10 protein-coding genes are annotated in these 13,616 nt (G+C 64.1%); 7 read left to right on the forward strand and 3 right to left on the reverse strand.

The features are described 5' to 3' along the window. Positions 1-93 precede the first annotated feature (93 nt). The 3 genes from xsc (at position 94) to A9762_RS00790 (ending at position 3,807) form a co-directional block, all read left to right on the forward strand. Complete coding sequence (xsc, locus tag A9762_RS00780; protein WP_371442383.1) at positions 94-1,926, forward strand: sulfoacetaldehyde acetyltransferase; 1,833 nt, start codon at positions 94-96, stop codon at positions 1,924-1,926. A 76-nt stretch (positions 1,927-2,002) separates the two neighbouring features. Then, a complete protein-coding gene (pta, locus tag A9762_RS00785; RefSeq protein WP_069340436.1) occupies positions 2,003-3,043 on the forward strand; it encodes a phosphate acetyltransferase in 1,041 nt (346 codons plus the stop codon). Beyond that, positions 3,040-3,807 carry a sulfite exporter TauE/SafE family protein gene (locus A9762_RS00790; RefSeq protein WP_069340137.1) on the forward strand — a complete coding sequence of 256 codons (768 nt, stop codon included), beginning with the start codon at positions 3,040-3,042 and terminating at the stop codon, positions 3,805-3,807. Before pta ends, A9762_RS00790 begins: the two co-directional genes overlap by 4 nt. A gap of 28 nt (positions 3,808-3,835) precedes the next feature. Here A9762_RS00790 and A9762_RS00795 read toward each other — a convergent pair whose 3' ends face one another. Then, positions 3,836-5,578: a cobalt chelatase gene (locus tag A9762_RS00795; RefSeq protein WP_069340138.1), complete on the reverse strand. Its 1,743-nt coding sequence runs from the start codon at positions 5,576-5,578 to the stop codon at positions 3,836-3,838. Next, positions 5,575-6,561, reverse strand: a complete 987-nt coding sequence (locus A9762_RS00800; RefSeq protein WP_170836154.1) for an AAA family ATPase — start codon at positions 6,559-6,561, stop codon at positions 5,575-5,577. The genes A9762_RS00795 and A9762_RS00800 overlap by 4 nt, the downstream gene beginning before the upstream one ends. A gap of 226 nt (positions 6,562-6,787) precedes the next feature. On the opposite strand from A9762_RS00800, the gene A9762_RS00805 reads away from it, so the two are divergent. Then, a complete protein-coding gene (locus A9762_RS00805) occupies positions 6,788-7,576 on the forward strand; it encodes an IclR family transcriptional regulator (RefSeq protein WP_069340140.1) in 789 nt (262 codons plus the stop codon). 30 nt (positions 7,577-7,606) lie between these two features. On the opposite strand, the gene A9762_RS00810 is transcribed toward A9762_RS00805, so the two are convergent. Beyond that, positions 7,607-8,566 carry an IclR family transcriptional regulator gene (locus A9762_RS00810; RefSeq protein ID WP_256388771.1) on the reverse strand — a complete coding sequence of 320 codons (960 nt, stop codon included), beginning with the start codon at positions 8,564-8,566 and terminating at the stop codon, positions 7,607-7,609. 358 nt (positions 8,567-8,924) lie between these two features. Here A9762_RS00810 and A9762_RS00815 point away from each other — a divergent pair, with 358 nt between their 5' ends. The 3 genes from A9762_RS00815 (at position 8,925) to A9762_RS00825 (ending at position 13,518) form a co-directional block, all read left to right on the forward strand. Beyond that, positions 8,925-10,586 carry a GMC family oxidoreductase gene (locus tag A9762_RS00815; protein WP_069340141.1) on the forward strand — a complete coding sequence of 554 codons (1,662 nt, stop codon included), beginning with the start codon at positions 8,925-8,927 and terminating at the stop codon, positions 10,584-10,586. A 53-nt stretch (positions 10,587-10,639) separates the two neighbouring features. Continuing rightward, the gene (locus A9762_RS00820) at positions 10,640-11,968 is read left to right on the forward strand and encodes an MFS transporter (RefSeq protein ID WP_069340142.1); all 1,329 of its coding nucleotides are present in this window, start codon (positions 10,640-10,642) and stop codon (positions 11,966-11,968) included. A gap of 254 nt (positions 11,969-12,222) precedes the next feature. After that, positions 12,223-13,518 (forward strand): MFS transporter, encoded by a 1,296-nt coding sequence (locus A9762_RS00825; protein WP_069340143.1) that lies wholly within the window; start codon positions 12,223-12,225, stop codon positions 13,516-13,518. Positions 13,519-13,616: the final 98 nt, after the last annotated feature.

A 13,616-nucleotide genomic window follows, 5' to 3' on the forward strand; every position in this document is an offset into this window, starting at 1 on the left:
CCAATTGACCACGGCGATTTAATCCCATAGATTTCAATACAAGCAACTAAATCGGAATTATTTGTTCCGTTTATTTTTCACTGGAGACACCCCATGAATGCCAAAGACCCGGCTACGGCCACCCAGCAAATGACGGCGTCCGATGCCGGTCCGCAAACGATGACGCCCTCGGAAGCGTTCGTCGAAACGATGGTCGCCAACGGCGTGAGCGAGATGTTCGGCATCATGGGCTCGGCCTTCATGGACGCGATGGACATCTTCGCGCCGGCCGGCATCCGTCTGATCCCGGTGGTGCACGAGCAGGGCGCGGGCCACATGGCCGACGGTTACGCTCGCGTGTCGGGCCGTCACGGCGTCGTGATCGGTCAGAACGGCCCGGGCATCAGCAACTGCGTGACGGCAATCGCTGCCGCTTACTGGGCCCACAGCCCGGTCGTGATCGTTACGCCGGAAGCCGGCACGATGGGCATCGGTCTGGGCGGCTTCCAGGAAGCCAAGCAACTCCCGATGTTCCAGGAATTCACGAAGTACCAGGGGCACGTGACGCACCCGGCCCGTATGGCCGAATTCACCGGCCGTTGCTTCGACCGCGCGATGGCCGAAATGGGCCCGACGCAACTCAACATTCCGCGTGATTACTTCTACGGCCAGATCAAGGCTGAGATTCCGCGTCCGCAACGTCTGGACCGTGGCGCCGGCGGTGAAGAGCGTCTGAACGAAGCCGCCGAACTGCTCGCTCAGGCCAAGTTCCCGGTCATCATCTCGGGCGGCGGCGTGGTCATGGCCGATGCCGTCGAGGAGTGCAAGGCACTTGCCGAGCGCCTTGGCGCACCGGTCGTCAACAGCTACCTGCACAACGACTCGTTCCCGGCCAACCATCCGCTGTGGTGCGGCCCGCTCGGCTATCAGGGCTCGAAGGCCGCGATGAAGCTGCTGGCACAGGCCGACGTGGTCGTGGCACTCGGCTCGCGCCTCGGACCGTTCGGCACGCTGCCGCAACACGGTCTCGACTACTGGCCGAAAAACGCCAAGATCATCCAGATCGACGCCGATCACAAGATGCTCGGCCTCGTGAAGAAGATCTCGGTCGGCATCTGCGGCGACGCGAAGGCCGCCGCCGTGGCGCTGTCGCAGCGTCTGGCCGAGCGCACGCTCGCGTGCGACGCCACGCGTGCTGCCCGCGCCGATCAGATCGCCACCGAGAAGGCCGCGTGGGAGAAGGAACTCGACGAGTGGACCCACGAGCGCGATCCGTACAGCCTCGACATGATCGAAGAGCAGAAGCGCGAGAAGACGTTCAACGGCGGCGAGTACCTGCATCCGCGTCAGGTCCTACGCGAGCTGGAAAAGGCGATGCCGGAAGACGTCATGGTCTCGACCGACATCGGCAACATCAACTCCGTCGCCAACAGCTACCTGCGCTTTAACAAGCCGCGCAGCTTCTTCGCCGCCATGAGCTGGGGCAACTGCGGTTACGCGTTCCCGACGATCATCGGCGCGAAGGTTGCCGCACCGCACCGTCCGGCCGTCTCGTATGCCGGCGACGGCGCGTGGGGCATGAGCCTGATGGAAACGCTCACGTGCGTGCGTCACAACATTCCGGTCACGGCCGTGGTCTTCCACAACCGTCAGTGGGGCGCCGAGAAGAAGAACCAGGTGGACTTCTACAACCGTCGTTTCGTCGCCGGTGAGCTGGATAGTCCGAGCTTCGCCAACATCGCCCGTGCCATGGGCGCCGAAGGCATCGTGGTCGATCGTCTGGAAGACGTCGGCCCGGCGCTCAAGAAGGCCATCGATCTGCAAATGAATCACGGCAAGACGACCATCATCGAAATCATGTGCACCCGCGAACTCGGCGATCCGTTCCGCCGCGACGCACTCTCCAAGCCGGTGCGCATGCTCGACAAGTACAAGGACTACGTCTGACGCGATAGGCTTTTTTCGTGTGATTGCGCTCCCGGCTCTGTGGGTGCCGGGGGCGCTTTTTTATTTTTCAGACATCATGAAAGCCATCAACCGCATCATCGATACCGCGCGTCGTGCCCCCATGCGCATCGTGTTGTGCGAGTCGGACGACGAACGCGTCCTGAGCGCCGCAGCACGCGCCACGCGTGAGGGTATCGCACGCATCGTGCTCGTCGGCGACATCGGCAAGACACAGCGCGCGGCCGACGCCGCACGCATCGATCTCGCCGGCATGGAGCTGATCGATCCCGCCACGTCCGACATGACCGAGGCGTTCTCGCACATCTGGTACGGCATTCGCTCGAAGAAGGGCATGACCCGCGAACAGGCCGTCGAGGAAATGCGCACGCCGCTGGGCTTCGCGAACATGATGGTGCGCCTCGGTCATGCCGACGGCTCCGTCGCCGGCGCCGTCAACACCACGGCCGACGTGGTGCGCATGGCGATCCAGATCATCGGCGTGCAACCGTCGTTCAAACTCGTGTCGAGCTTCTTCCTGATGATGCTCTGCGAGCCGTTCCATACGATGAAGGGCGGGCTGATCTTCTCGGACTGCGCGCTCGTCGTCGACCCCGACGCCGGGCAACTCGCGCAAATCGCGCTGGCCGCCGCCGACAGCGCCGCCGCGCTGCTCATGGAGCCGCCGCGTGTGGCCATGCTGTCGTTCTCGACCAGCGGCAGCGCCAAACATGCCGCGGTCGACAAGGTCGTGGAAGCGACGCGTCTCGTGAAGGAAGCGCGCCCGCAGCTGGCCATCGACGGCGACGTGCAGCTCGACGCCGCCATCGTGGCCGAGATCGCGCAGCGCAAGGTCGTGCATTCGCAGATCGAAGGCCACGCCAACACGCTGATCTTCCCGAGTCTCGACGCCGGCAACATCGGCTACAAGCTGGCCGAACGCATCGGCGGCGCGAAGGCCATCGGGCCGCTGTTGCAAGGGTTGAATCGTCCCGCGAACGACTTGTCGCGCGGATGCAGTGCCGACGACATCTATTACGTCATCGGCGTGACCTGCGTGCAAGCGCAGGCCGCGCGCGCCAAGCTGACCGGGACGTCGCCGCTCGCCCTCCGGGTATGACGTGGCAGACGATTCAGGCGTCGCTGCCGCTGATGTTGCTGCTGGGCTTTGCGACGTACTTCCAGACCGTGACGGGCTTCGGGCTCGGCATGATCGTGCTGGGCGGCGCGAGCGGCTTCGGGCTCGCGCCGGTGGCCAGCGTGGCGATCCTGGTGAGTCTGGTTACGCTCGTCAACAGCGCCCTCGCCCTGCCCGGCACGCTTCACCTCATCGACTGGCGCGCAGTCCGGGCGGCAACGCTGGGCATCGTTCCGTCGGTGATCGTCGGCGTGCTGCTGTTCGATTACCTGAACGGCACGGCGTCGAACGTGCTGCATCTGCTGCTCGGTGCCGTGGTGCTATACGGTGGCATCGGCTCCGCGCTGCGGCCTGCGCCGAAAACCGAACGCTCCGGCGATACAGGCTTCTTCTTCAGCGGCATCTTCGGCGGCTTGCTCAGCGGGATGTTCGGGATCTCCGGGCCGCCGCTGATCTTCTACTTCTATCGTCAGCCGCTCACGCTGGTGCAGATCCGCTGCGCCTTGATTCTCCTCTTCGCGGTCACGGCATCGATTCGTACGACCTATAGCGCGTTTGCCGGGCAACTGCCCGCATCGATGTGGTGGCAGGCCGCCATCGCGCTGCCCGTGGTGACCTTCGCGACGCTCTTCGCACGACGCCATCCGCCGCCCCTCTCGGGCGTGACGACACGACGTCTCGCGTTTCTTACGCTGATCCTGTTGGGGGCGCATCTAATGGTCGACGCCGTGCTGGAGATGGTGTGATGCGACGGCGTTAGCGCTGGCCTCAGCGTCAGCTGCCGCTGCGCCGTCCACCGCTGCCGATCCAGTCGACGAGCCTCGCCAGCATCGTCATGTCGGGCAGCGACGTGAGGTCCAGCGCCAGCGAGTGACGGTAGTACGGGCTCAGATCGAGGCCGACACCGAGCCCCATCACTTCGACGTCGCCGCGCAATTGCTGCTGCGCCACGACGTCGCGCAGGTGATGGTCTAGATAGTGTTCATCGTTGACCTGGTGGGTGGCGGCGTCCATCGGGCTGCCGTCGGAGATCACAATCAGCAGACGCCGGTTGGCACTGCGCGTGCGCAGGCGCTCGCACGCCCACTCGACGGCTTCGCCATCGACACCCTCGCGGAACAGATCCGCCTTGAACAGCGAGGCGATGTCGGTGCGGGCGCGTCGCCAACTGGTGATGGCATCCTTGAAGATGAGATGCGAGACCTCGTTCAGGCGGCCGGGGAAACGCGGCTTGCCGCGTGCGAGCCAGTCCGTGCGCGCACGTCCGCCGTTCCAGGCGCCGGTCGTGAATCCGAGGATCTCGTTGGTGACGCCAGCGGCGTCCAGCGCGCGCGACAGCACGTCGACGATCATGGCGACGGCATCGATCTGCGCTTTCATCGACCCGGAGCAATCGATAAGAAAGCTCACCATCGACTCGGCAATCAGCGTGTGCTTTTCCAGCCGGAACAACCGTCGCTCGGCCGGTGAGCTGACGAGTTGTGCGAGACGGCGTCCGTCGATACGTCCCTGCTCTTCGCCGAACGACCAGCCGTCGCGCTGCGGTACGGCCAGCGCCGCCTGCAACGCCCGTGCGAGCCTCGGCACGTTGATCGCCTGCGCGACGATGCGTTCGTCGAGACGCTCGCGAAATTCGGTCAGCAAGGCGCGTCGCACGAGCGTGCCCGCGTAAAGCTCACGGTCATAGCGCTGGGTGAACACGCGATAGCCCTGCTCCGACGCCTTGAGCACGCGGCTGTCGCCCGAATGCGCAAGCGTGATGCCGTCGTCTTCCTGTTCGTCGAAGTCCAGAAACAGGGAGAACGCGTTGCGCACGCCCTTCTCGTCTTCGTCGTCCTTGTGATCGCTTTCCTCGGACTCACCACCGGCCGCGCGAATCAGGCCAGCGATGTCGGCGGCCAATGCCAGCGCGTAGGCGGCGAACGCCGCCTGATCGGTGCGCGTGCGCCGCATGCCCGCGAGCGCGCTGCCAATGCGTGGCGCGATCGCCATGCGGGTGGCTTCGATCAGCCCCTCGGTGTCTTCCACGACGGGATAGCCGGTCAGGCGCGACCAGCTCATCTGCGCAACGGTGTACAGCAGCAGCCCCACATGGCTGTCGGCCACGCCCGTGGCGTGCATCGCGCGCGACCACGCTTCGAAGCGTTCTCGCAGGTTTGCCGCGACGCCCGGCATGCCCCGCGGGATGAACGTCTCGCAACGCAGTTGCTCCAGCAACTCGAAGAGCAGACGCTCCAGCGGCGCGTCCGGCAGGCGACGACGATGCAAGGCGGCGTCGCTGTGACGCAGCCGCAGGGCCGCGCCATCGGCGGCGCCACGCAGGGTATGCAAAGGATCGGCAGGCGGCGGCAGCGTTTGCAAATGCGGCGCATGCAACGGTAGCGGCCGCATGTTCCGGCACAGGCGCGCGCCGCTGTAGTGCAGCGCGGCATCGCCGGTCAGCGCACGCACGGTGGCGGCGCACAGCGCCTCGCCCGCCGCGGCGCGCCGTGCTGCCTCGCGCTCCGAGATCGTCATGACGCATCGGCCAGCAGCGAGCGGCCGCCGTCGTTCGTCGGCAACTCATGGCCGAACGCGCGCTGGTAATACTCGGCCACCACGGCGCGCTCCGCTTCGTCGCACTTGTTCAGGAACGTGAGACGGAAGGCCAGCCCGGCATCGCGGAAGATGCCGACGTTCTCCGCCCAGTTGATGACCGTGCGCGGCGACATGAGCGTGGACAGATCGCCGGTCGCAAAGCCCTTGCGCGTGAGTTCGGCCACGCTGACCATCGAATCGATCAACGTGCGCCCGGCGTCGTTATCCAGCGCAGGCACGCGCGCGAGCACGATGCCCGCTTCGTCTTCGCGCGACAGGTAATTGAGCGTCGCCACCACGTTCCAGCGGTCGATCTGCGCGTGGTTGAGCACTTGCGTGCCGTGATACAGACCGTTGAGATTGCCCAGACCGACGGTGTTCGTCGTCGCGAACATCCGAAACGCCGGATGCGGATGAATCACGCGATTCTGATCGAGCAGCGTGAACTTGCCGTCACGCTCGAGAATGCGCTGGATCACGAACATGACGTCGGGGCGTCCCGCGTCGTATTCGTCGAAGATCAGCGCCACCGGACGTTGCAACGCCCACGGCACGATGCCTTCCTGGAATTCGGTGATCTGGTGGCCGTCGCGCACGACGATGGCGTCTTTACCGACGAGATCGAGACGGCTGATGTGGCCGTCGAGATTCACGCGCACGCAAGGCCAGTTCAGTCGCGCGGCAACCTGTTCGATGTGCGTCGATTTACCCGTGCCGTGCATGCCCTGCACCATCACCCGGCGGTTGTTCATGAAGCCAGCCAGAATCGCGAGCGTCACATCGGGGTTGAAGCGATACGCCGTGTCGATCTCGGGCACGTGATCGTCGCGCTCACTGAATGCCGGCACCTGAAGATCAGTGTCGATGCCGAATACGGTGCGCGCATCGACGCTGCGATCCGGCTGCTGGGTTGCGATGTCCATCACGGTGTCTCCCATCCATTTCCAAAGCGCTGTCGGCGCATCATGGTCGCATCATAGCGTTAACCATTTTTAGAAACAATTTGTTCCGAATAATTAAAACACAGATTGACGATGCCCGACGGCTCGTCTAGATTCGGGAGAACTGAAACGCATCGGAACCTTGCCAATGCCGGTCGAGAACCTGTTTGGGTACAATACCGCTGATCCATTTTCCGGAACGGCGCATATGAACGACGTAGCGATTCAGCACGACTCCCCCTCCGACAACAAGGCGGATACGCCGACCCTGCGGGCGTTCGCGCTGCTCGAATATCTCGTCGCTGCCGACGCGCCCGTCTCGCTCGCGGACATGGCGCACGACATTCAGATGCCGAAGGCATCGCTGCACCGCATGCTCGGCTCGCTCGAAGCCGGCGGACTGGTGATTCGCGAACCGGGTCAGAAGAATGCTTATGTGATCGGCCCGCGTCTGGCGCAACTGAGTCTCGGCGTGATGATGCAGGCCGGTGCGCGACGCATGCGTCATGCGATTCTCGGCCGTCTCGTGGCCGATCTCGGCGAGACCTGCAACCTCACGATGTTGCATGAAACCGAGGTGCTCTACCTCGATCGTATGGAAGCGCCGTGGCCGCTGCGTCTTGATCTGAAACCGGGCTCGCACGTGCCGGCGCACAGCAGCGCGAGCGGCAAGCTGCTGCTGGCGATGATGCCTCGCGAACAGCGCGCCGCCCTGTTGCGTGCGATGAAGTTGCAACGCTTCACGCCGAACACGCTGACCGATCCCGAATTGCTGGAAAGCGAACTCGACCGCATTGCGCACAAAGGCATTGCTGTCGATAACGAAGAGTTCGTGCTGGGTATCGCATGCGTGGCAGCGCCCGTACTCAAGGAAGACGGGGCCTGCATCGCGGCAGTGGCCGTGCATGCGCCGGTGTCGCGTACGTCGCTCTCCAGGGCGATGGAGTTCGTGCCGCGTCTTCAGGAAGCGGCCAAGGAACTGGCGAAGACGTTCTGAAACACGGACCGCGCGGACGGCGCTGGCACGTCAGAGCGCCTTCGCCCGATCAGCGCCGTCTTCGACTTTCTCCGCTTCCGCTTTTTTCGCCAACGCCTCTGCCTTGCTTGCCCGCTGCCAGTCGAGCAGCGGCGCGAGCGCCGTCGCCGTCTCGCGCAACGTCGGCACCAATCCCATCAATTGCTCCAGCGTCACGCGCGCCGTCGGTCCATGCACGGCGAGCACCGCGCGCACGTGACCGTCTTCCGGCGCACGCACCGGCACGCCAACGGCGACCATGCCGCGCACGAACTCCTCGTTGTCGATGCCGATTCCGCGCGCGGCGAGCCGGTCCAGTTCGGCTTCGAGCAGGCTGACGTCCGTGATCGTTCTCGGCGTCATGCGTTTGAGGGACAGTCGCGAGAGCACGGCGCGACGCTCTGCTACTGGCATCTGCGAAAGAAACAGCTTGCCGCTCGCCGTGCAGTGCAACGGCACGCGCATGCCCGGGTGCATCTGCATGCGCAGCGGTTCGTTCGTTTCCACCCGTTCGATGTAGAGGACTTCGTCGCCGTCGAGCGCGGTGAGGTTGACGGTCTCGCCCACACGATCCACCAGCGCACGCAGTAACGATCTCGCCGCGCGCGTGAAGTTGTTGTTCGCGAGCGTGACGAGTGCGAGACGCGCCGCACGCGGGCCCAGCGACAAACCGCGCTCCGAGCCGCGCGAATCGGGAACATGCGAGACGTAGCCGCACACTTCCAGCGCTTCGATCAGCCGCATGAGCGTGGCCTTGGGAATCGACAGACGCGACGCCAGTTGCGACAGCGTGTAGGGCTGCCCGGCCATCGCCAGACGCTCGATGACGGCCAGCGCGCGAAGATTGCGCGCCTCGTCGCTCGCGCGCAGATCGGCATCGTCCAGCGTGCCGGTGTCGCGCGTCGCTTGCTGTGCGTCCTGCTTGGCTTCCTGCTTCGCTTCCAGTCTCGCTTCTTGCTGCGTTTCCCGCATCAAACGCCTCCTGAGCGCGTCCGCTCGAAATGCATTTCGATAAATAAAAGAAACAAAATATACCAATTTTTTACCAACGATCAGCCCCGGGATTACCCGTGAGCGACGCTGCATTCACGTTCGGCCACGTCGCGCGCGCATCGTTCGTCATCGTGGCATCGACTAAGTAAAACCCCGCAGATGCGCCGCAGCAATCGCCGCGTTCTGAGACAGCAAGCGCGAAATCCGTTTCAGTTTCCTGTCTCCGGCTTTTTTTCGCTTGGCATTTGTTCATCGCTCGCCGACATTGGATCGAAACAAACCGAAACGAATCGTTTCATCCGATGGGGATGCAAACGTCAAGCAGGAGACAGGCGGTATGGAACATGAGGTCGACTATCTGATCGTCGGTGCGGGCTCGGCAGGCTGCGTGCTCGCCAATCGTCTGAGCGCAGATCCCGCGAACCGGGTGCTGTTGCTCGAAGCCGGCGGGCCCGATAGCAATCCCTGGATTCACATCCCGGTCGGCTATTTCAAGACCATGCACGACCCCGAGCTGGACTGGTGCTATCGCACGGAAGCCGATGCCAACGTGGCTGACCGTCAGATCGACTGGCCGCGCGGCAAGGTGCTCGGTGGATCGAGTTCGCTCAACGGTCTGCTGTATGTGCGCGGTCAGCGCGAGGATTACGACCATTGGGCCGAACTGGGCAATCGCGGCTGGCGCTATGCCGACGTGCTGCCCTACTTCCGCAAGTCCGAAGATCAGGAGCACGGCGCGAGCGAGTATCACGGTGCAGGCGGCCCGCTGAAGGTGTCGGATCTGCGACTGCGTCGTCCCATCGCCGAGCACTTCATCGCCGCCGCGAAGGATACGGGCATCCCGTTCAACGAGGACTACAACGGCGCGACGCAGGAAGGTGTCGGCTACTTCCAGCAGACGGCATTTCGAGGCTTTCGCTGGAGTACGGCGAAGGGCTTTCTCAAGCCGGCGCGCCATCGTCGCAATCTGATCGTCGAGACGCGTGCCCAGACATGTCGTGTGCTGTTCGAAGGCAAACGCGCCGTCGGCGTCGAATATCTGCAAGACGGCCAGCGCAAGAAGGCGCGCGCACGTGTCGAAGTCATTCTCGCGGCAGGCGCCATCGGCTCGCCGCAGTTGCTGCAAAACTCGGGCGTCGGCCCGACGACGGTGCTCGCAAAAGCGGGCGTCGCGTTGCGTCATGCGTTGCCCGGCGTCGGCCAGAACCTGCAAGACCATCTGCAAGTGCGGCTCGTCTTCAAGACTCGCGAGCGCACCCTCAACGACGAGGTGAACAACCCGCTGCGCAAGGCGCTCATCGGCCTGCAATACGCACTATTCCGCACCGGCCCGCTCACGCTCGCCGCCAGTCAGGTGACGATCTTCACGCGCTCACGCCCCGAACTCACGCGCCCCGACATCCAGTTCCATATGCAGCCGTTGTCCGCCGACAAACCCGGCAAGGGCGCCCATCGTTTCTCGGCCTTCACGTCGTCCGTCTGCCAGTTGCGGCCGTACAGTCGCGGCAGCGTGGAAATTCGCGGCAACGATCCACTGCAATACCCCTCGATTCATGCCAACTACCTGTCGGACGAACGCGATCATCGCGTGGTGATCGACGGCATCAAGGTCGCGCGCCGCATTGCGTCTGCCCCATCGCTCGCGCCCCACATCATCAGCGAGTTCGTGCCCGGCGCGCAGTACCGGAGCGACGACGAACTGCTTCAGGCCGCGCGCCAGTTCAGCCAGTCGATCTATCACCCCGCAGGCACCTGCAAGATGGGTGACGACAGCATGGCGGTGGTCGACGACCGGCTGCGCGTGCACGGTCTCGCGGCGCTACGCGTCGTGGACGCCTCGATCATGCCCGAGTTGGTCTCCGGCAACACGAATGCACCGACCATCATGATCGCCGAGAAAGCGGCCGACATGATTCTCGAAGACAGGAAGCAAGCGTCGGGCATGCAGGAAATCCGCGGCAGCAAGGAGGCGCCTGCGGAGATCGCGCTGGCGGTTTAGTCAGTCTCACCCGACACATGCACCCCCAACCATTACAAGATTCGGAGACAACCATGAATGCATCGACCCAGACCGACGCCCGGCAGATGCGCCGGGTCGTCGTCGCCAGTCTCATCGGCGCCACCATCGAGTGGTACGACTTCTTTCTCTACGGCGTCGTCGCCGGCATCGTGTTCAACAAGCTGTACTTCCCCGGCGGTGACCCGCTCGTCTCGACGATGCTCGCGTACGGCACGTTCGCGGTCGGCTTCCTGAGTCGTCCCCTCGGCGGTGTGATCTTCGGGCACTTCGGCGACAAGCTCGGGCGCAAGAGCATGCTCGTGATGACACTCACCATCATGGGCATCGCCACCATGCTCATCGGCCTGGTGCCGACGTATGCGCAGATCGGGCTGTGGGCGCCCGTGCTGCTGCTCCTGCTGCGTGTACTGCAAGGTATCGGGCTCGGTGGCGAATGGGGCGGCGCGGTGCTCATGGCGTTCGAATACGCGCCGAAGGAGAAGCGCGGCTACTACGCCAGCATTCCGCAAGTCGGGCTGGCGCTCGGTCTGTGTCTGGCGTCCGGCGTGGTCGCGGTGCTGTCGTACACGCTGACCAACGCGCAGTTCCTCGCGTGGGGCTGGCGTGTGGCGTTCTTCCTGTCGGTCGGACTCGTTGCCATCGGCATGTACATTCGCCTGAACGTGATGGAAACGCCGGAGTTCTCGAAGATCAAGAAGGCGGGCGCCGAGATCAAGATTCCGATTGCCGAAGTGCTCACCAAGAGCCCGGGCAATGTGCTGGCAGGCATGGGCGCACGCTTCATCGACGGGGTGTTCTTCAACATCTTCGGCGTGTTCTCGATCGCTTACCTCACGCAGACGCTCAAGCTCTCGCAGACCGAAGCGCTCACTGGCGTGATGGCCGCCGCGTTCGTGATGATCTTCACGATTCCGTTCTTCGGCAAGCTGTCCGACAAGATCGGCCGCACCCGCATCTACTTCTGGGGCTCGCTTGCCACCGGTCTGTCGTCGTTCGCGGGCTTCTGGCTGATGAAGGCAAGCGGCGGCAGCGTGATGCTCGTGTGGCTGTCCATCGTCATTCCGCTGGGCGTGATCTACGCGTCGGTCTACGGGCCGGAAGCGGCGCTCTTCTCCGAACTGTTCGATGCCAAGGTGCGCTACACCGGCATCTCGTTCGTCTATCAGTTCTCCGGCATCTTCGCGAGCGGCCTGAGCCCGATCATCGCCACGTATCTGTTGCAGAAGAACGGCGGCGAGCCGTGGATGATCTGTATCTATGTGCTGGTCGCCGGTCTCATCAGTGCGCTGTCGGCCGCGTGGATCGGCAGTCGCAAGCGGCGCGAGCAGGTCTGGCACGGCGCCGGGGTGACCGAGCATTGAGCGTGACCTGACGCGAGCGCCATTTGACCGCGGCCTTCGGGGGAAGGCCAGTGTCTGGCGAGAGCGGCAATCGCAGGGGCGTGTCCGGCAGTCGGACACGCCCTTTGCATTTGTGGTTGTGGGATGAGGGGATAAGGGGATCTCAAAATCTCGCGTCGGCATGACCATCGTCAGTACGGCTGAAAGTCATCTCGTGCGATGATGAAGGCACGTGCAAGCCTTTGCCCCCAATTCTCTGGCCCACTCTATTCCGAATGCAGCGAGATCCGTCGCTAGATACCGCTATTGCCGAAGACGAGCCCGATCGTCCCGGCCCGTTGTCCGAAGCCGGGTTGCTCGGCGCGCCCTCGACGCCGCCCGGCCCCGCGCCGGCAGATGCCGTGCCCCTGCCCATCAGCGTCTACCCCGCGCTCATGGGCATTCTGCTGGGCTACGGCGTGCTCGTCGTGGGCAACGGGCTGTTCGTCACGGCGGTACCCTTTCATGCCCTCAAGTACGGTGCGTCGACGTTTACCATCGGCGTGATTCAGTCGTGCTACTACGCGGGCTTCCTGCTTGGCGCGTTCTACAACCGGTCGCTGATCGAGCGTATCGGCCAGCATCGCGCGTTCGTAGCATTCACCGCGCTCGCTGCGCTGTTCGTGATGGGCTTCGCCGTGAGCGAATCCATGCTCCTGCTGTGCCTGCTGCGCGTGGGCACCGGTCTGGCGCTCATGGGCATGTACACCACCGTGGAGAGCTGGCTCAACGGCTCCGTGCCGAACACCATGCGCGGACGCGTGTTCGGCTCGTATCTCACCATCAACTATCTGGCGGTCAGCGCGGGGCAGTTCCTGCTCAACATCGGCGAGGCCGGCAGCGAAGGGCAGTTGCTGCTCGTCGCGGGGTTGTTCGTCGCCGCCATTCTGCCGATCACGCTCATGCAGGGCTGGCCCACGCGCGTGGCCGACGAGCGTCTCGTCAAACAACCGGCGATGAGTCTGTTCGACAGCATCACGGAAATGGCGCGCGCCACGCCCATCGCCATTCCGGGGTGCATTCTCGCGGGCTTTCTGTACAGCGCGTTCTACGCGATGATGCCCGTCTACCTGACGCGTATCGGCTTTTCCATCGGCAGTCTGTCGACGCTGATGGGCGTGGCGCTGTTCGGTGCGCTGCTCATGCAATGGCCGGTCGGCCGTTTGTCGGACCGGATGGACCGTCGCACGGTGTCGCGGCGTCTGGCGCTCGCGTCGGCAGTGTTCTGCGCGCCGTTGATCTTCATTCAGGCGCACTGGCTCGTCTTCGTGCTGATGTTCCTGTTCTCGGCCGTGAACTTCACGCAGTACGGGCTGATCGTCTCGCACGTGAACGACCGCACCGAGCCGGAACGGCGCATCGGCGTGAGCGCGACCCTGCTCATCCTTTTCTCGGTCGGCGGCCTGCTCGGGCCGATGATCGCCTCCGTGGTCGTGACGGTGCTGGGCCCGGGCGGCCTGCACGTCTTCAACGTGGTGTGCGCGCTGGCGCTCGCGCGCGTGGCGCTACGGGCACAGCGGCTCGCGCCCTGACGGCAAGCTACGCAGACAGCGCAGCCGGTTTGCCGCAGGTGCGCATGTCGTCGCCCCTCGCGTTCTCGCCCCACTTTGGTGCGAAAACGGCATTATCT

Source organism: Pandoraea sp. ISTKB, from assembly GCF_001721285.1.
Taxonomy (GTDB): domain Bacteria; phylum Pseudomonadota; class Gammaproteobacteria; order Burkholderiales; family Burkholderiaceae; genus Pandoraea; species Pandoraea capi.